The sequence below is a fragment of the Nocardia sp. NPDC001965 genome, from assembly GCF_053594175.1.
The window spans coordinates 168343-187641 of record NZ_JBSFDZ010000012.1 but is presented as its reverse complement, the minus strand read 5'-3'; the positions used below and the strand labels follow the sequence as shown (position 1 = coordinate 187641).

General features: G+C 66.9%; 22 protein-coding genes. 15 read left to right on the top strand and 7 right to left on the bottom strand.

Translation table 11 applies throughout. The annotated features are described in order from the left end of the window. Positions 1-182: 182 nt before the first annotated feature. The 3 genes from ACWCPQ_RS19335 (at position 183) to gatB (ending at position 4252) form a co-directional block, all read left to right on the top strand. The gene (locus ACWCPQ_RS19335) at positions 183-1217 is read left to right on the top strand and encodes an ATP-dependent 6-phosphofructokinase (protein WP_449900584.1); all 1035 of its coding nucleotides are present in this window, start codon (positions 183-185) and stop codon (positions 1215-1217) included. A 97-nt stretch (positions 1218-1314) separates the two neighbouring features. Next, positions 1315-2700, top strand: a complete 1386-nt coding sequence (locus ACWCPQ_RS19330) for an alpha/beta hydrolase family protein (protein WP_449900581.1) — start codon at positions 1315-1317, stop codon at positions 2698-2700. Between the two features lie 43 nt (positions 2701-2743). After that, complete coding sequence (gene gatB / locus ACWCPQ_RS19325; RefSeq protein WP_449900579.1) at positions 2744-4252, top strand: Asp-tRNA(Asn)/Glu-tRNA(Gln) amidotransferase subunit GatB; 1509 nt, start codon at positions 2744-2746, stop codon at positions 4250-4252. A gap of 2 nt (positions 4253-4254) precedes the next feature. On the opposite strand, the gene ACWCPQ_RS19320 is transcribed toward gatB, so the two are convergent. From ACWCPQ_RS19320 to ACWCPQ_RS19310, 3 genes are read right to left on the bottom strand one after another with little or no spacing between them, the layout of a single operon-like run. Then, positions 4255-4632 (bottom strand): VOC family protein, encoded by a 378-nt coding sequence (locus tag ACWCPQ_RS19320; RefSeq protein ID WP_449900578.1) that lies wholly within the window; start codon positions 4630-4632, stop codon positions 4255-4257. Between the two features lie 3 nt (positions 4633-4635). Then, positions 4636-4989, bottom strand: coding sequence for an ArsR/SmtB family transcription factor (locus tag ACWCPQ_RS19315; protein WP_449900577.1), 354 nt, complete (start codon positions 4987-4989; stop codon positions 4636-4638). After that, the gene (locus ACWCPQ_RS19310) at positions 4976-5404 is read right to left on the bottom strand and encodes an SRPBCC domain-containing protein (protein WP_449900576.1); all 429 of its coding nucleotides are present in this window, start codon (positions 5402-5404) and stop codon (positions 4976-4978) included. Before ACWCPQ_RS19310 ends, ACWCPQ_RS19315 begins: the two co-directional genes overlap by 14 nt. 194 nt (positions 5405-5598) lie before the next feature. Here ACWCPQ_RS19310 and ACWCPQ_RS19305 point away from each other — a divergent pair, with 194 nt between their 5' ends. Together ACWCPQ_RS19305 and ACWCPQ_RS19300 are read left to right on the top strand one after the other, a co-directional pair. Beyond that, positions 5599-6138 (top strand): PadR family transcriptional regulator, encoded by a 540-nt coding sequence (locus ACWCPQ_RS19305; RefSeq protein ID WP_449900573.1) that lies wholly within the window; start codon positions 5599-5601, stop codon positions 6136-6138. Beyond that, a complete protein-coding gene (locus tag ACWCPQ_RS19300) occupies positions 6116-6757 on the top strand; it encodes a GyrI-like domain-containing protein (RefSeq protein WP_449900571.1) in 642 nt (213 codons plus the stop codon). The genes ACWCPQ_RS19305 and ACWCPQ_RS19300 overlap by 23 nt, the downstream gene beginning before the upstream one ends. Positions 6758-6793: 36 nt before the next feature. Here ACWCPQ_RS19300 and ACWCPQ_RS19295 read toward each other — a convergent pair whose 3' ends face one another. Beyond that, positions 6794-7900, bottom strand: coding sequence for a PQQ-dependent sugar dehydrogenase (locus tag ACWCPQ_RS19295; RefSeq protein WP_449900569.1), 1107 nt, complete (start codon positions 7898-7900; stop codon positions 6794-6796). A gap of 170 nt (positions 7901-8070) precedes the next feature. On the opposite strand from ACWCPQ_RS19295, the gene ACWCPQ_RS19290 reads away from it, so the two are divergent. The 4 genes from ACWCPQ_RS19290 (at position 8071) to ACWCPQ_RS19275 (ending at position 10709) form a co-directional block, all read left to right on the top strand. After that, positions 8071-8934, top strand: a complete 864-nt coding sequence (locus ACWCPQ_RS19290) for a DoxX family protein (RefSeq protein ID WP_449900566.1) — start codon at positions 8071-8073, stop codon at positions 8932-8934. Positions 8935-8958: 24 nt separating this feature from the next. Continuing rightward, the gene (locus ACWCPQ_RS19285; RefSeq protein ID WP_449900565.1) at positions 8959-9183 is read left to right on the top strand and encodes a hypothetical protein; all 225 of its coding nucleotides are present in this window, start codon (positions 8959-8961) and stop codon (positions 9181-9183) included. A 120-nt stretch (positions 9184-9303) separates the two neighbouring features. After that, positions 9304-9696, top strand: a complete 393-nt coding sequence (locus ACWCPQ_RS19280) for a hypothetical protein (RefSeq protein ID WP_449900563.1) — start codon at positions 9304-9306, stop codon at positions 9694-9696. Positions 9697-9821: 125 nt separating this feature from the next. Continuing rightward, the gene (locus ACWCPQ_RS19275; protein WP_449900561.1) at positions 9822-10709 is read left to right on the top strand and encodes a hypothetical protein; all 888 of its coding nucleotides are present in this window, start codon (positions 9822-9824) and stop codon (positions 10707-10709) included. Between the two features lie 95 nt (positions 10710-10804). Here the strand turns inward: ACWCPQ_RS19275 and ilvD are convergent, their stop codons facing one another. Beyond that, entirely contained in the window at positions 10805-12646 is a 1842-nt protein-coding gene (gene ilvD / locus ACWCPQ_RS19270) for a dihydroxy-acid dehydratase (RefSeq protein ID WP_449900559.1), read from the bottom strand. Positions 12647-12744: 98 nt separating this feature from the next. Then, positions 12745-13395, bottom strand: coding sequence for a PH domain-containing protein (locus ACWCPQ_RS19265; RefSeq protein WP_449900557.1), 651 nt, complete (start codon positions 13393-13395; stop codon positions 12745-12747). Positions 13396-13786: 391 nt separating this feature from the next. Here ACWCPQ_RS19265 and ACWCPQ_RS19260 point away from each other — a divergent pair, with 391 nt between their 5' ends. The 3 genes from ACWCPQ_RS19260 to ilvC all read left to right on the top strand — a co-directional run bounded on the left by ACWCPQ_RS19260 (position 13787) and on the right by ilvC (position 17332). Continuing rightward, a complete protein-coding gene (locus ACWCPQ_RS19260) occupies positions 13787-15718 on the top strand; it encodes an acetolactate synthase large subunit (RefSeq protein ID WP_449900555.1) in 1932 nt (643 codons plus the stop codon). After that, complete coding sequence (ilvN, locus tag ACWCPQ_RS19255) at positions 15715-16218, top strand: acetolactate synthase small subunit (RefSeq protein WP_058856806.1); 504 nt, start codon at positions 15715-15717, stop codon at positions 16216-16218. The genes ACWCPQ_RS19260 and ilvN overlap by 4 nt, the downstream gene beginning before the upstream one ends. Positions 16219-16330: 112 nt before the next feature. Beyond that, complete coding sequence (gene ilvC / locus ACWCPQ_RS19250) at positions 16331-17332, top strand: ketol-acid reductoisomerase (RefSeq protein ID WP_195055121.1); 1002 nt, start codon at positions 16331-16333, stop codon at positions 17330-17332. Positions 17333-17434: 102 nt separating this feature from the next. Here the strand turns inward: ilvC and ACWCPQ_RS19245 are convergent, their stop codons facing one another. Next, positions 17435-17845 (bottom strand): RidA family protein, encoded by a 411-nt coding sequence (locus tag ACWCPQ_RS19245; RefSeq protein ID WP_449900552.1) that lies wholly within the window; start codon positions 17843-17845, stop codon positions 17435-17437. A gap of 78 nt (positions 17846-17923) precedes the next feature. Here ACWCPQ_RS19245 and ACWCPQ_RS19240 point away from each other — a divergent pair, with 78 nt between their 5' ends. From ACWCPQ_RS19240 to ACWCPQ_RS19230, 3 genes are all read left to right on the top strand, one after another. Further along, complete coding sequence (locus ACWCPQ_RS19240; RefSeq protein WP_449900550.1) at positions 17924-18337, top strand: winged helix-turn-helix transcriptional regulator; 414 nt, start codon at positions 17924-17926, stop codon at positions 18335-18337. A gap of 157 nt (positions 18338-18494) precedes the next feature. Continuing rightward, complete coding sequence (locus ACWCPQ_RS19235; RefSeq protein WP_449900548.1) at positions 18495-19079, top strand: dihydrofolate reductase family protein; 585 nt, start codon at positions 18495-18497, stop codon at positions 19077-19079. Between the two features lie 63 nt (positions 19080-19142). Continuing rightward, positions 19143-19274 (top strand): hypothetical protein, encoded by a 132-nt coding sequence (locus tag ACWCPQ_RS19230; RefSeq protein ID WP_449900546.1) that lies wholly within the window; start codon positions 19143-19145, stop codon positions 19272-19274. The last annotated feature ends 25 nt before the right edge of the window (positions 19275-19299 follow it).

Sequence of the window (19299 nt, the reverse complement as noted above, 5' to 3'; positions counted from 1 at the left end):
AGCGATCGCCACCCGTTACGACAAGACCGCCACGTCCTACCGCGGGATGCTCGACCTGGCCACCCTGCTCATCTGGCTTTGAGGACACTCTCTAGCGGGCCCCGCGCCCGGTTCACGGGCGTTACCGGACATTCACGGGCCCGAAGCGGCGAAGGTGTCCCACAACGGGCAAGATGGGCGCCATGCGCATCGGAATCCTGACCGGAGGTGGGGACTGCCCGGGACTGAACGCGGTGATCCGTGCTGTCGTTCGCACCGCGAACGGCCGCTACGGGGACGCGATCGTGGGCTTCGAGGACGGCTGGCGCGGGTTACTCGAAGACCGCAAGGTCCGGATCCAGAACGATGATCGCACCGACCGGTTGCTCGCCAAGGGCGGCACCATGCTCGGTACCGCCCGCACCAATCCCGATGTACTCCGCGCCGGCCTCGGCCGGATCCGCCGGACTCTCGACGACAACGGCATCGAAGCGCTCATCCCGATCGGTGGTGAGGGCACATTGACCGCCGCCAGCTGGCTGTCCGAGGAAGGCGTTCCGGTGGTCGGCGTCCCGAAGACGATCGACAACGATATCGACTGCACCGATGTCACCTTCGGGCACGACACCGCCCTGTCCATCGCGACCGAGGCCATCGACCGGCTGCACACCACCGCGGAATCGCATCAGCGGGTGATGCTCATCGAGGTCATGGGCCGGCACGCCGGCTGGATCGCGGTGCACGCCGGGATGGCCGCGGGCGCACACCTGACCCTGGTTCCCGAGCAGCCGTTCGACGTCACCGATGTCTGTGCCCTGATCAAGAGCCGTTTCCAGCGCGGGGACAAGCATTTCATCTGCGTGGTGGCCGAAGGGTCGCATCCTGCCCCCGATTCCGGCTTCAGTCTGCGCGAGGGCGGCGTCGACGAATTCGGGCACGAACGGTTCACCGGTGTCGCGCAACAACTGGGTATGGAGATCGAACGCCGTATCGGCAAAGAGGTCCGGACCACGGTGCTCGGGCACGTGCAGCGCGGGGGGAGCCCCTCCCCGTACGACCGAGTGCTGGCCACCCGGTTCGGCCTGCACGCCGCCGAAGCGGTACACGCCGGGCATTTCGGCCAGATGGTGGCCCTGCGCGGTACCGAGATCGGGCTGGTGCCCCTACACGAGGCGACCAAGCAGCTGAAACGGGTCCCGGCCGATCGCTACGACGAGGCCCGGGCCTTCTTCGGCTGAGCGCCGCGACCGGGCCGTCGGCCCGCGTTCGGCGAAATCGGCCGTTACCACGGTGCTTCGCCCCGGCGTGGCCACCGCCCGGGGATACAGTCTGACCATGCGCCATGGCAGGGGAGTGTTGCTGGTTGCGGTTCTTTCGATGCTCGTCCCGGTGGTCGTCGGCTGCGCGGGTGGTGCCGTCGACGACCGGGTACGCGGGCAATGGCACGGGGCCATCGAGGTCCCCGGGGCGCCGGTGGTGGTCGCGGTGGATTTCACCGGACAGCACAGCGGGGTCATCGATATCCCGGCGAAACAGGTTGCCGGACGGAAACTCGACAATGTGGTGACCGATCCCGAACGGGTGGAGTTCGGGGTGCCGGATGTACCCGGGGACGCGCGATTCGCCGGTCGGCTCGACGAATCGGCCGACGCCATCGTCGGAGATTTCCGCCAGTCCGGACAGAGTTTCGGGCTCCGGCTCAACCGCCGGCCGGTCGGGCCGCCGGCCCGGCCGCAGCGACCGGTGCCGCCGTATCCCTACCTTTCCGAGGAGGTTTCGTATCCGAGCGGCGCGGTCACCGTGGCGGGCACGCTGACCCGGCCCGCGGATGGCACCGGACCACTGCCCGCGGTCGTACTCGTCGGCGGCAGCGGGCCACAGGACCGCAATGAGGAGATCGCCGGGCATCAGCCTTTTCTGCTGCTGGCCGATACGCTCACCCGGGCCGGTTACGCCGTCCTGCGCACCGACGATCGCGGTGTCGGCGGTACCGGCGGCAACCTGAACCAGGCGACCTACGCCGATCTGGCCGGCGATATCGAAGCCGGGCTGCGTTTCCTGCGGGAACGTCCCGAAATCGACCCGGGTCGAATCGGCCTGCTCGGTCATTCCGAGGGTGGCTATCTGGCGCCGCTCGTCGCCGCCCGGCCGGAGAACGGGATCGCGTTCACGATCCTGCTGGCCGCGCCCGCCGTTTCCGGTACGGAGATCATCCTGGCGCAGGGCCGGCGCACTTTCGCCGAGGCCGGAGCCACGCCCGAACAGCTGGACCGGCACCTCGCCTTCCTGCGGGACTGGACCGCGGCGATGCGGGCCGGTCAGCTCACCAAGGCGGCGCGGCTGTCGGAGACCTACAACCGGACGCTGCCGAAGGATCTGCGTACTGTATCCGAGGAACTCACCGGACAGAACACCCCGTACATGGCCGCGCTGGTCTCCTACGATCCCGCCCCCGCGCTGTCGGCACTGCGGATACCGGTGCTCGCGTTGTTCGGGTCGAAGGACGTGCAGGTCCCGCCCGCGCAGAACGAACAACCCATGCGCGGTCTGCTCGGCGGTGATCCCGCGGCGACCGTTACGGTGCTGGACGGACTCAATCATCTGATGCAACCGGCGGGAACCGGTCTGCCCGCGGAATACGAGTCCATCGAGACGACGATCGACCCGGTGGCCCTCGATACGATCACCGGCTGGCTCGGCGACCGGGTTCCGGCGGACTGACCGCCCACCGGAGGGCCGCACCTGCACGCTTAGACTGTGGGCCATGAGCGCACCCACCGTCGAACTCATGGATTACGCCGAGGTCCTCACCCGGTACGAGCCGGTGCTGGGCATGGAGGTCCATGTCGAGCTGAACACCGCGACCAAGATGTTCTGCGGTTGCCCGACCACCTTCGGCGCCGATCCCAACACCCAGGTCTGCCCGGTGTGCCTGGGTATGCCCGGTTCGTTGCCGGTGGTCAACCAGCAGGCCGTCGAATCGGCGATCCGGATCGGTCTGGCGCTCAACTGTTCCATCACGCCGTGGGGCCGGTTCGCGCGCAAGAACTACTTCTACCCGGATCAGCCGAAGAACTACCAGATCAGCCAATACGACGAGCCCATCGCGACCGAGGGTTACCTCGAGGTCCCGCTCGACGACGGCACCACCTTCCGGGTCGAGATCGAACGCGCCCACATGGAAGAGGACACCGGGAAATCGGTGCACGTCGGCGGTGCGACCGGCCGTATCCACGGCGCGAGTCATTCACTGCTGGACTACAACCGGGCCGGGGTGCCGCTCATCGAGATCGTCACCAAACCCATCACCGGCGCCGGTGATCGGGCGCCCGAGGTGGCCCGCGCGTATGTGACCGCGCTGCGCGATCTGCTGAAATCCCTGAGCGTTTCCGATGTCCGGATGGAACACGGTTCGCTGCGCTGCGATGCCAATGTCTCGCTCATGCCGATCGGCGCCGATGTCTTCGGCACCCGGACCGAGACCAAGAACGTGAACTCGCTCAAGAGCGTCGAGGTCGCAGTGCGGTTCGAGATGCGCCGTCAGGCCGCGATCCTGGCCGGCGGCGGTGAGATCGTCCAGGAGACCCGGCACTTCCACGAGGCCGACGGTTCCACCTCGCCGGGCCGTCGTAAGGAGACCGCCGAAGACTACCGGTATTTCCCCGAACCCGACCTCGAGCCGGTCGCGCCCGATACGGCATGGGTGGAGCAGTTGCGCGGTACCGTCCCCGAATATCCGTGGTTGCGCCGCGCACGTATCCAGTCGGATTGGGGTGTCTCCGACGAGGTGATGCGCGATCTGGTGAATGCCGGTGCGCTGGATCTGATCATCGCCACGGTGGACGCGGGCGCGCCCGCCAAGGAAGCACGTTCCTGGTGGGTCGCCTACCTCACCGAGAAGGCCAACGAGCGCGGGGTCGAACTGGAAGATCTGCCGATCACACCCGCTCAGGTGGCCGAGGTGATCGGTCTGGTCGAGGCCAAGACGGTGAACAACAAGGTCGCCAAGCAGGTGGTCGATCTGGTGCTCGACGGTGGAGGCGAACCGGCCCATATCGTCGAGAGCAAAGGTCTCGGCATGGTCAGCGACGACAGTGCCCTGCAGTCCGAGGTCGACAAGGCGCTGGCCGCCAACCCCGACATCGCCGACAAGATCCGGTCCGGCAAGGTGCAGGCCGCGGGCAAGATCGTCGGCGATGTCATGAAGGCCACGCGTGGTCAGGCCGATGCGGCCCGGGTGCGTGAGCTGGTACTCGCCGCCTGCGCGGGGTAGCGCTACGGGCGGCGGATGATGTGCGGGACGCCCACGGGGTTGCTGATCCAGTGGGCGTTCATGCCCGAGGGGATCGGTTCCAGCTCGTCCTGCACGGGGATCCCGTGGGCGGCCAGGTGCTCGGTCGCACGGTCGACGTCGTCGGTGAACAATTCCAGCCAGAGGTCCGCGTGTGCGTAGTTGTCGACACGGTCGAGCCACAGCGTTACCGGCCCGAACCGGACAGCGGCGCTCTGGACCACTCCTTCGGCGACGGCTTCGCCGCTGTGGTCGGTGACGTCCATACCCAGCACATCACGATAGAAGGCGACGGTCCGGTCGAACTGTGCCTTCGGGAGTTTCATGGCGATATTGTGTCCGCCGCTGAAAGTGGGGGTCATGGTTCAGCTCTCCTCCGTTCGGTCGAGATGGTCGCGTAGCGCGCTCAGACGGCCATCCCAGGTGTGTGCGAGTGCGGCGAGAAACGACTGGGCCACGATCACCGGCTGGGTCTGCAAGCGATAGCGGATCCGGCGTCGTTCGCCGGGTTCGGCGTCGACGAGCTCGGCCTCGGCCAGCAGGCCGAGATGTTTGGCGATCGCTTGCCGCGAGATGGGTAGCCGGTCGGCCAGGTCGGTCGCGGTCGCCGGGCCGTTCGCGGCGAGCGCGGCGAGCAGGGCACGGCGCGTCGGGTCGGCCAGTGCGGTGAACACCCGCTGGGCGATCAGCTCGGTATCGAGTTCGTCAGGCCGCGACATCGAGGTACTCGGTCAGCTCGGTCAGCTCGGTCGCCCACCCGCCGGCATTGGCTTCATACGCGCCGCCCAGGTGGTCGGGCAGTTGCGCGAAGCCACTCTCGACAACGCGGAGCCGGGTGCCGGTCGACGTCCGGGTCAGCGAGAATTCCACGTGTGTACGGCGTGGATCACCGGCCGGTAGTCCTTCGATCGCCCAGGTGAACGCGAACCGGCGCGGCGGCTCGACGCTCTCGATCCGCAGGGTGTGCGGCCCGTCCTCGTCCCACCACACCCGCACTGTGCCGCCGGGGCGCAGTGCGTCGATTTCGGCTCGGGAACCGAACCAACCTCCGAGACCGTCCGGCGTGGTCAAGGCATTCCACACCTTCTCGGGCGGATGGTGAAGTTCGAGATCACGCTCGATGCGATCGGGCACGGGCACCGCAACCTCCAGAATATTGCAACCGATGGATTGCTATAAAGTATCGCAACCTATCGGTTGCAACAAACCGATCGGGCATAACGTCCCACGAAAATCCACATCTCCGGCCCGGTCCGGGCAAACGCCACTGCCCGGGTCGCGAACGCGAGACTTGCTCATCGAATATATTCTAGCGCTAGAATAGCACGGTGGAACTCACGCCCTCCGAACTGATCGTCCTGGGTCTGCTCGTCGAACGCCCGCGGCACGGCTATGACCTGGAACAGGCCATCGAGCAGCGCGGTATCCGGCAATGGACCGAGATCGGCTTCTCCTCGATCTACTACCTGCTCACCAAGCTGGAGAAACGCGGTCTCGTCCACGTTCCCGAGAAACCCGCGGCTCCGAAGAGTCGGCGTGTCTTCCACGCCACGGCCGCCGGGCGCACGGCCGCCGCGCGCAGCGCACTCGAGCTGGTGGCGGAGTTGCGCACGGTCCCGAATCCCTTTCTCGTGGGGGTCGCGAACCTGCCGTTGCTCGCCGAAACCGAATACGCACGCGCACTGCGCGATCGCCTCGCGCAGGTCGAAGCGCGTCTGGCCGAGGTCGGGGCCGCCGCCGCGGCACAGTCACTCCTCCCGCTTCCGGCGCGTGAGGTCTTCTCCTATTCCCTGAGCCTCCTGGAGGCAGAGAGGTCGTGGCTCGCGCAGCGAGTCCAGGTACGTCATGACGAACGAAACGACGGCTGACAAGGTCGACTTCAAGAAAGAGATCGTGTCCTACCGGGCCCGCCCGGGGCGCTTCGAGGTGGTGGACGTCCCCGATCTGCGATACCTCATGATCGACGGTCACGGTGATCCCAACACCGACCCGGATTTCGCGCTGGCGACCGAGGCGCTCTACCCGCTGGCCTACAAACTGAAGTTCGCCAGCAAACGCGAGCTCGGTCGCGACTACGCAGTCATGCCGCTGGAGGGTCTGTGGTGGGCCGACGATATGGACGCCTTCACCGCGTCACGCGACAAATCCCGCTGGGACTGGACCCTGATGATCATGACCCCGGACTGGATCGAGCCGGATCTGTACGCGGCCGTGGTCGAAAAGGTCGCGGCCGGGAACGGTCCCCGCCGCCTGCGCGACGTCCGCCTGGAAACTCTGTCCGAGGGGCGCTGTGTGCAGACCCTGCACATCGGTTCCTACGACGACGAGGCCGAGGTACTGGCCCGGATGCACCACGAATTCGTTCCGGACAACGGGTTCCGGATGGCCGGTAGACATCACGAGATCTATCTCGGCGACGCCCGCAGAGTGGCCCCCGAGAAACTCCGCACGATCCTCCGGCAACCGGTCACCGCGCGGAGTTCCTGAGACAGCCGCCCGACCGGCCGCCGGTGCGGTCCCGGACTAGTCCGGGCCGCCGCCACCGGCGGACGGCGGCGGGATGCGCACCACCCGGTCGTCGTTCGGAGTGGGCTGGCCGCCATCGGATTTGTTCGCCGTCGACACCCAGATCGTCCCGTCCATTGCGGGAGCCGCACCGAGCAACCGGCCGTATTTGTTCGCGATGAAAACGCTCGGCGGTGCGGTGATCGCGTACGTCTGCGGATCCGGTGCGGCCATCGCGAGTGCCTTCGCGTCGGTCAGTGCGATCGCCACCCCTTCGGGTGTCACCGCGCAACCGGCCACACCGGGCCGATCGGGCCAGGTCCATGCCGTGGTGACCACACCGTCGGGGCCGATGCGCTGGAGACGGTCCAGGGCGGGGGTGCGGTCGGTGATCCAGATCTGATCGCCGCCGAGGCAGATATCGCCGGCCGAGCCGATTCCGGATACCGCGACCTCGGTGGGGGCGTTGCCGCCCGAGGACGGATTGTTCACCCGCAGCAGCTTCCCGGCGGTGCTGCCGGGATCCGCCGCGGCGGCGGGATCGCCGGCGTCGCCGGTGAGTACCAGCATCTGATCCGGTTTCGACCAGTCGATCGCGCCACGATTACCGGTGGTGCCCTTGGGGATTCCCGTCAGGACCGGTTTCGCCGGGCCACCCTCGGCGACCCGCACCACCCGGTTGTCGGCGGCGGTCGTGACATAGGCGTAGATCAGCCCGTCCTCGGGATAGGTGGGGGAGATCGCGATATCGCTCAACCCGCCGTCACCCGCGGGATCGACATCGACCTTGGCCACCTCTACCGGCGGTTGATCGGGTGCGACCTGCAGGATCCGGCCGGTGCGGCGTTCGGCCACCAGCGCGTACCCGCCCATCTCGACCAGCCCGCCGGTGGTGTCGAGGCAGCTGACCACCACGGCGGCGTCGGGGTCGATGCACGGACCGCTGGGCCGGGTGGTGGAACTCTCGGACTGCTGGGGTTTCTTCGGTTCGAGTTCCGCGCCGTCCAGGGTCGGCTCCTCGGTGAACGGACTGGATGCGGAATCGTCGAATCGGGCGCATCCGCTCAGCACCAACGCCCCGAGTACCAGCCCCACCGTCACGCGCCGCGCGCCAACCGACCTCATAATCGTCCAACGTAGTGGAAACAGCGCCGGCCGTGCCCTCGAGGCCCGCCGCGAGTGGAAGCGCCGATCCGCTCCGGATCCGTCCGCGGTGTGACACATGGGACGGGTGTGGCGCGGACACGCCGTTGATTCAGCAGGTGCCAGGGAGATCGGCGGCTTACTGTTGAGGAGTGAGTGCCAAGGCGAGAAACGGGTCCGCGTCCTCCGAGGCCGCGGGGCCCGGGAATCTGTCTACCGGAGAGCAGCGTGCGGTATCGACGACCGCGGGCGGGGTCGGGAGTCCCTACGACTCCCCGACCGGCCAGTTCCCCAGAGTGGCCATGACCAAGGAGATCCCGGTGAACGCAGCGGCGAGCACCGGCGGCACCCCGGCCGATACCCCCGGGCCCGCCGGGTCCGGGGGCATCGGCGGTCACGAGGGCACCTATGACTACGCCAGCATCCCACCGGCCGGTAATCCCCCCAGCCGGGGCCTGCGCCGCCGCAACGGCGACGGCCGTCGCGGCACCCTCGACTTCGGGCTCTTCGTCCTCCGGTTGGTGGTGGGCGCGACCTTCCTCTACCACGGCCTGCAGAAGCTGACCGGCTGGTTCCACGGTCCCGGCCTGGACGGCACCAAGGCGATGATGGAGAGCAGCGGCTGGAAAAACCCCTCCCTGGCGGCCGCCATGGTGACCGCCGGTGAGGTGGGCGGTGGTGCGCTGCTGATCCTGGGCCTGGCCACGCCACTGGCCGCCGGTGCGGTGCTGGCGGTGATCCTGGACGCCTGGTTCTGGAAGCAGGGGATGCATCCGGGTTTCCAGTACAAAGCAGGTCCGGGCGCGGTCGAGCTGGAGAGCATCCTCGCCGGTGCCGCAACCGCCGTCATCTTCACCGGGCCGGGACGCTGGTCGTTCGACCGGGCTCGCGGCTGGGCCACCCGGCCGGGAGCGGGCTCGTTCGGGGTGTTCGTCCTGGCGGTCGCGGCCGCCGTGCTCACCTACTGGTGGCTCCAGAACGGCAACCCGCTCACCGGTATCGGTCCCTTCGACTGACCCTGCGACGCGAAGAGTCTCCCGGTGACCGGCGACGTCGGTTTCGAACCGCGGGTCGTCTCACGCGTCAACGCCGCCTCGACTCGGTGGAGAGCATGGTCGCTTTCGGCCAAGAGGCCGACCCATGGCGAGATGATCGGTCCCGCCCCGACCGGCATCGGCCAGAAGCGCTGGACAGTCCGACGGAAAGCCGCGCTCAATGCCTTCGATATCACCTGCGAAGGAGGCCGCACCGCAGCGCATAAGTGACCGAACCACTGCCAGTTTCACCATTGACCGGCCAGGCGCCTGCTGCCTGCTCGATCAGAGTCGATGTTCGTGATATATCGAGTCCGGGGGACGTGGACATTCTCTGAAGGTTGGGGTTCGGTGACCTGGTCAATACCCACTGTGATTGCAATCTATGACCTTGGGACCGATGAACCGCAAAAGGTCGCGGAGTTCCGGTTGGCCGCAACTGGTATGGCTGAGCTCGCGGTCTTCGATAGCCACGGATGCCCGGTTGCTGAGCGCTGGTATCAACGTGGCATCGCCGACCGTGAACTGGGTCGCCGGATCAGGCCGGTTGACGGCCCACGGTTCATGCTCGCCTTGCTTCAGCCGACCGGCCTCGGCTACTACCGCGTCGTAGATGAGAGCGAATATGCGGAGTCAGCCGATACGGGGCAGCTCGAAGTGCCGCATTCGAATGCATCGATACCGGGTCGGCAAGGTATGAACACGGGGCAGGTCGAAAAAACCCGAGAGAATCGCGCGGAGTGACCGGCCGAAGCCACGAGTCACAGTCTTCCGCCGCGCTACTGCGAGGACTGGCACGTCAGGTGGAGGGAATCGCGAATTCGGAAGCCACGTCCATAGCCGGCAGGTATCGAGGCACGGGTGGCACGATGAGGAGGGGTGCGAATAGCTACGACGCAACCGATACCCCACAGACGGATAGCGCCTCTCCGCTTGCCCTTCCTCCGTCGGTGGTTCAGCGTCCGCAGCGGCGCTATGACCGCAGCGAGGCAGAGCGAGCTCTCGAGGCTCGACGCATGACCGCCGAGGCGGAGATCGCTGATCCTCACATGCGTGAGGTCATTTCCAGAAGTTCCTCCGAAGTGCGGAAGATGGCGACGGACACCGGTGGGCCAGTGATCTACAAGCCTGACAGCGGCGAAAGATATGTGTACTGGCTCGACTTCGAGTATCGGCGTGGTTCGATGAATGCTCGGGAGATCGCTGCGTTTCGGGTCAGTGAGCTCCTGGGCTTCGGCCGAGTCCCCACAACCGTCCGTACCGGCGGGGACGATATCGTGGGTCCCGACGGGGAGCGGTCCGGTCCCGGTATGATCCAGGAATTCATCGAATCCACCCGCAATCGACCGGTCGAGGCCTACCCGCTGGCTCAGCAACACCAGGTTGCCGTACTCGACTACATCATCGGAGCGATGGATCGCCACCCCGGAAACTGGCGCACTGTGGATCGTGGCGAGTATCTCGATATCGTCGCTATCGACCACGGCAGGTCGTTTCCCGAGAATCCCGACGCGCTGAACGTAGAGCTGGACTCCGACTTCCTCCACGTCCACAAGGGCGAGCCGCTCGAAACCGGGGTTCTCGACGCGGTGCGAGCGGTGGAGATCGATCGGCTCCGAGCAGCGCTCGAAGACGCGGGTCTGAGCCGCGGTGCGGTCGACGGAGCGGTGACACGCCTGGAAAAGATCCGAGAACTGGGCCATATTCCGGCAAATGTCAAGTTTCTCGAGCGGACAGCAGACGATGCCGCGTTGTAGCTCGATTGGTGAGCTACAACGCGGCAGAGCTACGCCGGTGGTGCGCCTAGGAAATCCTCGGCTGAAAGCTCGGTCGAGTTCTCTGCACCGCAGGATCAGGGCACGTGCCGGACCGCGCCCTTGTCGGCGGAGGTCGCCAGCGCGGCATAGGCGCGCAGCGCGGTGGTGACCGGCCGTTCCCGGTTCTGCGGCTGCCACGGCCGCTCGCGGGCTTCCATCTTGGCCCGGCGTTCGGTCAGGGCCGCCTCGTCGACGAGAACCTCGAGTGTCCGGGTCGCGACATCGATGCGGATCCGGTCGCCGTTCTCCACCAGGCCGATCACACCGCCGCTGGCGGCCTCCGGCGAGATATGGCCGATCGACAGGCCCGAGGTGCCGCCGGAGAACCGGCCGTCGGTGATCAGGGCGCACTGTTTACCCAGCCCCGCGCCCTTGAGGAACGCGGTCGGATGCAGCATCTCCTGCATTCCCGGCCCACCGGCCGGACCCTCGTAGCGCACCACGAGGACATCCCCGGGCTGGATCTTCTTGCCCAGGATCACCGAAACGGCTTCCTCCTGGGACTCCACCACCACTGCCGGGCCCTCGAAGGTGAACAGTTCTTCGTCGATACCGGCGGTTTTGAGCACCGCGCCGTCGAGCGCGATATTGCCGCGCAGCACGACCAACCCGCCCTCGGCGGTGTAGGCGTGTTCGATATCGCGAATACAACCGCCCGCGGCATCGGTGTCCAGCGAGGACCAGCGGTTCTCGGTCGAGAAGGGTTCGGTGGTGCGCACCCCGCCCGGCGCCGCGTGGAAGAGTTCCAGCGCTTCCTCGGAGGCCTTGCCCGAACGGATATCCCAGGTGTCGAGCCATTCGTCCACCGACGCGCTGTGCACGGTGGTCACCTCGGTTTCCAGCAGCCCGGCCCGGCGCAGCTCACCGAGGATGGCGGGGATACCGCCGGCCCGGTGCACGTCCTCCATGTGATAGTCCGAGTTCGGCGCCACCTTCGACAGCGTGGGCACCTTGCGGCTGATGGTCTCGATGGTGTGCAGATCGAAATCGATCTCACCCTCCTGGGCCGCGGCCAGGGTGTGCAGCACGGTATTGGTCGACCCGCCCATCGCCACGTCCAGGGCCATGGCGTTGCGGAAGGCCTTGTCGTCGGCGACATTGCGCGGCAGGACCGACGCGTCGTCGTCGCGGTACCAGCGGGTCGCGATATCGACGATCACCCGGCCGGCCCGCTCGAACAGCGCCCGTCGCGCGGCATGGGTGGCCAGCGTGGAACCGTTGCCCGGCAGTGCCAGACCCAGTGCCTCGGTGAGGCAGTTCATCGAATTGGCGGTGAACATGCCCGAGCAGGATCCACAGGTCGGGCAGGCGCTGCGCTCGACCTCGTCGAGCCCCTCGTCGGTCACCGCGGAGTTCGCGCTCGCCGAGATGGCGGTGATCAGATCGGTCGGGGCCTGGGCGACACCGCCCACGACAACCGCTTTACCGGCTTCCATCGGACCGCCGGAGACGAACACCGCGGGGATGTTCAACCGCATGGCGGCATTGAGCATGCCGGGGGTGATCTTGTCGCAGTTGGAGATGCACACCAGCGCGTCGGCGGTGTGCGCGTTCGCCATGTACTCCACCGAATCGGCGATGATCTCCCGGCTGGGCAGCGAGTAGAGCATGCCGCCGTGTCCCATGGCGATACCGTCGTCCACCGCGATGGTGTGGAATTCACGCGGTACCCCGCCCGCCGCGCGCACCGCGTCGGCCACGATCTCGCCCACATCCTTGAGATGTACGTGCCCGGGCACGAACTGGGTGTAGGAGTTGGCGATCGCGACGATCGGCTTACCGAAATCGGAGTCGGTCATACCGGTGGCCCGCCACAGGGCGCGGGCGCCGGCGGCATTGCGGCCGATGGTGGTTGTTCGGGAACGAAGCGGTGGCATGGGTGTCCTCGGTCGGGTCGCGTGGCGGAAAGATTGCGACTGCGCCGTATCGCCCGGCGGATGGACCGCGCGTGCGGTGCGATCGGCGGTTCCCCAGGCTACTCCCGTTCGGAAGCGGGCCCGGTTCCGGTGTCGGTCGTCTTCGGGGCGGGGGGCGCGGTGCCGGAATCGCCGCGCGCCGCGGAGGAGCCCTCGGCTGCAGCGCCTTCGGTGTCTCCGGCTGCGGCGCCTCCGGCTACTGCGGCATCATCTCCGGCTGCTGCGGTTCCGATGTCTCCGGCTGCCGCGCGTCGGGGGCCTTCGGTTGCCGTGTCGTCGGCGCTTTCGGGCGCGGTGTGCTCGGCAGCGCCGGTCACCGGGGCGTCCGAGCCGGTATCGGCGGCTTCGGGGAGCGCGAACGGGTCGGGGATCCGGCCGCCGGCGGCGTCCACCAGGTCACGCAGCCGGTCGTAGCTCACGGCCGGCAGCGGGACCTCGGAGTCGTCGTCGAGGTGCGCCCGTACGAAACCGCGCTTGGGAATGCTGAGCCCCTTCACCTGCGCCCAGTCGATATGCCGGGAGGAGAACACCGATCGCAGATCCAGGCCGCCCGGGGAGACGGTGGTCTGGGTCCGCACGATCCACACCAGCACCGCGATCGGAATGATCGCCAGCCAGAACAGTCCGGCCGGCCAGCCCACGATGGGGAAGAACACGCACATCGCCAGCAGGAACACGCCGAGGAAGGAGAGCCGTGTAGTGCGGATCACACGCGTCGGTCCCGGCGGCGCCGTATTCCCACCCGTTACCTCCGCGGCAGCGGGGTTGTGGGACGATTCAGGTGGTGGCACGGACTGATGCGGTGATGACACCTCACCATCCTCGCATCATGGTGGACCGGCGTGAGCACCCGCTACCTTCCCACATAATGGGAAGTCAGCGGTCAGCTGTTTGACTCCGCACCACACGCACACATACCGTCATGCGCGTGAATCGAAACGAGATGCTCGTAATCGGCCGGCGCGTCCAGCGCTGAGCCAGACGATCCGGAGTCGAATACGTCAGCTCGCACTGCGACGCGCCACCCTCGAACAGCCGCCGGCTGTCGGGGGCTTTTTTATGTCGGGACCAGTGAACGACAAGCAGTAAGGAACCAAGACGGTGAGCGCACCAACTACCCGGCCCGGGCCCGCGGCCCGCAGGCCCGCGCCTTCGAATACGCCGGCTCCGGCCGGCGCTCCGACCACCCCGGCGAACCGCCGCCAGGTCCCGCCCGAGCGGGTCACCGGCGCGCAGTCCGTCGTCCGCTCCCTCGAGGAGCTCGGCGTCGACACCGTATTCGGCATTCCGGGCGGTGCTGTCCTTCCTGTCTACGATCCGCTCTTCGATTCCACCAAGGTGCGCCATGTGCTCGTGCGGCACGAGCAGGGCGCGGGCCACGCGGCCACCGGATACGCCCAGGCCACCGGCAAGGTCGGCGTCTGTATGGCGACGTCGGGTCCCGGCGCGACCAACCTGGTGACCCCCATCGCGGACGCCCAGATGGATTCGGTGCCCATGGTCGCGATCACCGGTCAGGTCGGCCGCAAGCTGATCGGCACCGACGCGTTCCAGGAAGCCGATATCTCCGGCATCACCATGCCGATCACCAAACACAACTTCCTGATCAAAGAGGGCGTCGATATCCCGCGCATCCTCGCCGAGGCCTTCTACCTGGCCTCGAGCGGGCGCCCCGGGGTGGTGCTGGTCGATATCCCCAAGGATGTGCTGCAGGAGCAGACCACCTTCAGCTGGCCGCCGGAGATGCGGCTGCCCGGCTACCGTCCGGTCACCAAACCGCACGGTAAGCAGGTGCGCGAGGCCGCCCGGCTGATCGCCGAATCCACCCAGCCCGTGCTCTACGTCGGCGGCGGTGTGATCAAGTCCGAAGCGTCGGCCGAACTGTTGGAGCTCGCCGAGCTCACCGGTATCCCGGTGGTCACCACGCTGATGGCGCGCGGCGCGTTCCCCGACAGCCACGAACTGAACATGGGTATGCCGGGTATGCACGGCACCGTGGCAGCGGTGGCCGCCCTGCAGAAATCCGATCTGCTGGTCACCCTCGGCGCCCGGTTCGACGACCGCGTCACCGGTCAGCTGGATTCCTTCGCCCCCGGTGCCAAAGTCATCCACGCCGATATCGACCCGGCCGAGATCGGTAAGAACCGGCACGCCGATGTGCCGATCGTCGGCGACTGCCGCGAGGTGATCACCGAACTCATCGAAACCCTGCGTGCCGATCCGGCCGGTTTCGAACTCGACCTGACCGCCTGGCGCACCTACCTCGACGGAGTCCGCGAGTCCTATCCGCTCGGCTGGAGCAAGCCGTCGGACGGCTCGGTGTCCCCGGAGTTCGTCATCGAGACCCTGGGCCGGCTGGCCGGACCCGATGCCATCTACTGCGCGGGCGTCGGCCAGCACCAGATGTGGGCCGCTCAGTTCATCAAGTACGAGAAGCCGCGGACCTGGCTCAACTCCGGCGGCGCCGGAACCATGGGTTACGCCGTTCCCGCCGCGATGGGCGCCAAGATGGGTCAGCCCGACCGCGAGGTGTGGGCGGTCGACGGTGACGGCTGCTTCCAGATGACCAATCAGGAACTCGCCACCTGCGCGGTGGAGGGTGTGCCGATCAAGGTCGCGCTGATCAACAACGGCAATCTGGGAATGGTCCGCCAGTGGCAGACCCTGTTCTACGACCAGCGCTACTCCAATACCGACCTCAAGACCCACGGTCTGCGCATCCCCGATTTCGTGAAACTCGCCGAGGCGCTGGGCTGCCACGGCATCCGGGTGGAGAAGGAAGAGGACGTCGAGGCCGCGATCCGCGAGGCACAGTCGATAAACGACCGTCCCGTGGTGATCGATTTCATCGTCGGCAAGGATGCCCAGGTGTGGCCGATGGTCGCCGCGGGCACCAGCAACGACGAGATCATGGCCGCCCGCGGGATCCGCCCGCTGTTCGACGAGGACGAGCAGGCCGAAGAACCCGCGGTCATCCACGAGGCCATGAACCGCGAGCAGGCCGAGACCGAGACCGAGGGGAATCCTTCATGAGCACCACCCACACCCTCAGCGTTCTGGTCGAGGACAAGCCCGGTGTGCTGGCCCGGGTGGCCAGCCTGTTCTCCCGGCGTGGATTCAATATCGAATCCCTGGCCGTCGGCGCCACCGAGGTGAAGGAGATCTCCCGGATGACCATCGTGGTCACCGTGGACGATCTGCCGCTGGAACAGGTCACCAAACAGCTCAACAAGCTGGTGAACGTGATCAAGATCGTGGAGCAGGACCCGGACACCTCCGTGGCCCGCGAACTGATCCTGGTGAAGGTCCGCGCCGATGCCAGTGTGCGCACCCAGGTGATCGAATCGGTCAACCTGTTCCGCGCCAAGGTCATCGACGTCTCGCCCGACGCCCTCACCGTCGAGGCGACCGGTACCCGGTCCAAGCTCGACGCGCTGCTGCGCATGCTCGAGCCGTACGGCATCCGGGAGATCGTGCAATCCGGGGTGGTGGCCGTGGGCCGCGGACCCAAATCGATCACCGCCACCCGCTAACCCGTGGCCGGGCGCACCCCCGCGCCCGGCCGCAGCACGTGCCTCGTTTACCGTTTCCCGCGTTTCGCGGGTTCGAATAAGTCAGAAGGGATACCACCAAGTGGCAGTCGAGATGTTCTACGACGACGATGCCGACCTGTCGATCATCCAGGGCCGCAAGGTCGCGGTGATCGGCTACGGCAGCCAGGGGCACGCGCATTCGCTGAGCCTGCGCGACTCCGGCGTCGAGGTCCGCATCGGCCTCAAGGAAGGCTCCAAGTCGCGGGCCAAGGCCGAAGAAGCCGGCCTGACCGTCGGCACCCCCGCCGAGGTTTCGGAGTGGGCCGACGTCATCATGCTGCTCGCCCCCGACACCGCGCAGGCGTCGATCTTCACCAATGACATCGAGCCCAACCTGAAGGACGGCGACGCGCTGTTCTTCGGCCACGGCCTCAACATCCACTTCGGCCTGATCAAGCCGGCCGCCGAGATCACCATCGGGATGGTCGCGCCCAAGGGCCCCGGCCACCTGGTGCGCCGCCAGTTCGTCGACGGCAAGGGTGTCCCCGCCCTGATCGCCATCGAGCAGGACCCGAAGGGCGAGGGCCAGGCCCTGGCGCTGTCCTACGCCAAGGGCATCGGCGGTACCCGCGCCGGCGTCATCAAGACCACTTTCAAGGAAGAGACCGAAACCGATCTCTTCGGTGAGCAGGCCGTGCTCTGCGGTGGCACCGAGGAACTGGTGAAGACCGGTTTCGAGGTCATGGTCGAGGCCGGTTACGCCCCGGAGATGGCCTACTTCGAGGTGCTGCACGAGCTGAAGCTCATCGTCGACCTGATGTACGAGGGCGGTATCGCCCGGATGAACTACTCGGTCTCCGACACCGCCGAATTCGGCGGCTACCTGTCGGGCCCGCGGGTCATCGACGCCGACACCAAGAAGCGGATGCAGGACATCCTCAAGGACATCCAGGACGGCACCTTCGTCAAGCGCCTGGTCGCCAATGTCGAGGGTGGCAACAAGGAGCTCGAGGGCCTGCGCAAGCAGAACGCCGAGCACCCGATCGAGGTCACCGGTAAGAAGCTGCGCGATCTGATGAGCTGGGTGGACCGGCCGATCACCGAAACCGCCTGAGCGGTTCGCCGACCAGCGCCGAAAGGGGCCCTTCCGCGGGTTGCGGGAGGGCCCCTTTCGCATCCGTTGCGCCGCGGTGTCCGGGTTCTCTCCTGTCAACGCTCAGTCCAGTACGGCGTACGCCTCCACCTCGACCAGCACATCCGGCTCGAACAGGTAGTCGACGCCTATCGCCGACAAGGGTGGCAACGGTTGGGGTATTCCGAGCTCCTCGACGACGCGCTCGATCCCCGCGACGAAATCGTCGTACTTGTCCGGGGTCCAGTGCGTGACGAAGAAGCGCAGGCGTACGACATCGGTGAAACTCGCCCCCGCCCCCGCCAGCCCGCGTGCCGTACTGCGCAGGGCATGGGCGACCTGGCCCGCGAGGTCACCGGTCGCGACAGGACGGCCGTCGGCGTCCCGCGCGATCTGGCCGGCCACGTGTACCTGACGGGTGCCCGAGCCGATCGAGACATGGTGGTACGGGACGGGACCGAACATGCCTTCGGGGGTACGCAGCTGGACTGTCATGGATATCCCTTTCGCTGATCGAGCAGGTATCCGATATCTACCTGGTATCCGGAGAGAACTTCAACGAAACTAGGTGTCATGCCGGAAACCGTGCCTCTGCCTCCGGGCGGCCCGAAACTCACCCACGCCCACCGCGAACTGCTCGACCAGGTCCTCGACAAATGGTCGCTCCAGGTTCTCGACGCGCTGTGCGAGCACGGGCCGCTGCGCTTCAACGACCTCCGCCGGGCCATTCCGACGGTGACGCAGAAGTCGCTCACGGCTGCGCTGCGGCGGCTGGAACGCAATGGGATGGTCGATCGGATCGTCACGAGTACCCGGCCTGTCGCTGTCGAGTATCGGCTGACGCCGCTCGGCCGGTCGCTACAGGACCTCATCGACGCACTACTGCACTGGGCCACCGGCACACTGCCCGAAGTCGACCGCGCCCGCGCGCGGTTCGACCGGGCAGTGGACGCTGCCGCTGCCGGGCAGGTCCACGCAACCGGCTGAATGTTCGAGTGCTGACCGACGTCGTAGACCCCGCTGGTGACAGGACAGCCGACGGGTCACACGGCCGGTTCGGGTCGGCGGGCCGTCGGCGATGATTTCGGCAGGGATGTCGGGTCTCTACCCGTGTATCCGAGCGAACTCACCCGAGGAGAGCGTCATGCCCGCCACCTACACTTTCGATGTGTTCTCCAGCCTGGACGGCTACGGCTCCTACGGAGAAGGTGGTGACTGGGGTGGTTACTGGGGCAAACAGGGCCCCGAACTGCTCGGACACCGCCTCGACCTGTTCGGCACCGAGCAGCGGATGGTATTCGGCGCCGACACTTTTCGGCAGTTCGTGGCGATGCTGGGCGATGTCACCGAGGAGTCCGGGGCGGGTGATGCGTGGGTCACCCGGATGCGGAACTTGCCCGCCACGGTGGTGTCGAGCACTCTGGAAGGTCCGCTGGACTGGCCGGACGCGACCGTGGTGAGTGGGGACGCCGTCGATATCGTCACCCGGCTGAAGCAGGAATCCGAGGTGCCGTTGCGGTCGCACGGCAGCCTGTCGATGAACTGGGCGTTGCTGGCCGCCGGTCTGGTCGACCGGCTGCAGGTGACGATCTTCCCGGTGCTCACCGGGCGGACCGGCACGGAGCCGATTCTGCGGGGCGCCGGCGATTTCGATCTGGAATTGCTGGAGAGCCGGACCCTGGACGGCAGCATCCAAGAGCTCGTCTACCGGCCTACTCGGCATCTGTGACCTCCGGGTGTGCCGGTGTCGTCCGCATGCGGCCGGTGTTCTGTCTCTTTACCATCGACCGGTATGACCGAACACCTTTCGCAAGAGGCTCTTTCGGTGTCCGCGAACACCGCGATGACGGTCGTGGTCGCGGTATGCATCGCGCTGGGGTTCGTACTGGTGCTCCTGGCGGTACTGCTGACAGTCCTGCAGTGAACCGGGGGACCGGTCGGCGGCAGTG

What these genes read in the sequence shown, in the direction of transcription:
- ACWCPQ_RS19335 (WP_449900584.1), top strand. Translation starts at nt 183, where the DNA reads ATGCGCATCGGAATCCTGACCGGAGGTGGGGACTGCCCGGGACTGAAC.
- ACWCPQ_RS19330 (WP_449900581.1), top strand. Translation starts at nt 1,315, where the DNA reads ATGCGCCATGGCAGGGGAGTGTTGCTGGTTGCGGTTCTTTCGATGCTC.
- gatB (WP_449900579.1), top strand. Translation starts at nt 2,744, where the DNA reads ATGAGCGCACCCACCGTCGAACTCATGGATTACGCCGAGGTCCTCACC.
- ACWCPQ_RS19320 (WP_449900578.1), bottom strand. Translation starts at nt 4,632, where the DNA reads ATGACCCCCACTTTCAGCGGCGGACACAATATCGCCATGAAACTCCCG.
- ACWCPQ_RS19315 (WP_449900577.1), bottom strand. Translation starts at nt 4,989, where the DNA reads ATGTCGCGGCCTGACGAACTCGATACCGAGCTGATCGCCCAGCGGGTG.
- ACWCPQ_RS19300 (WP_449900571.1), top strand. Translation starts at nt 6,116, where the DNA reads ATGACGAACGAAACGACGGCTGACAAGGTCGACTTCAAGAAAGAGATC.
- ACWCPQ_RS19295 (WP_449900569.1), bottom strand. Translation starts at nt 7,900, where the DNA reads ATGAGGTCGGTTGGCGCGCGGCGCGTGACGGTGGGGCTGGTACTCGGG.
- ACWCPQ_RS19275 (WP_449900561.1), top strand. Translation starts at nt 9,822, where the DNA reads ATGAGGAGGGGTGCGAATAGCTACGACGCAACCGATACCCCACAGACG.
- ilvD (WP_449900559.1), bottom strand. Translation starts at nt 12,646, where the DNA reads ATGCCACCGCTTCGTTCCCGAACAACCACCATCGGCCGCAATGCCGCC.
- ilvN (WP_058856806.1), top strand. Translation starts at nt 15,715, where the DNA reads ATGAGCACCACCCACACCCTCAGCGTTCTGGTCGAGGACAAGCCCGGT.
- ilvC (WP_195055121.1), top strand. Translation starts at nt 16,331, where the DNA reads ATGTTCTACGACGACGATGCCGACCTGTCGATCATCCAGGGCCGCAAG.
- ACWCPQ_RS19245 (WP_449900552.1), bottom strand. Translation starts at nt 17,845, where the DNA reads ATGACAGTCCAGCTGCGTACCCCCGAAGGCATGTTCGGTCCCGTCCCG.
- ACWCPQ_RS19240 (WP_449900550.1), top strand. Translation starts at nt 17,924, where the DNA reads ATGCCGGAAACCGTGCCTCTGCCTCCGGGCGGCCCGAAACTCACCCAC.
- ACWCPQ_RS19235 (WP_449900548.1), top strand. Translation starts at nt 18,495, where the DNA reads ATGCCCGCCACCTACACTTTCGATGTGTTCTCCAGCCTGGACGGCTAC.
- ACWCPQ_RS19230 (WP_449900546.1), top strand. Translation starts at nt 19,143, where the DNA reads ATGACCGAACACCTTTCGCAAGAGGCTCTTTCGGTGTCCGCGAACACC.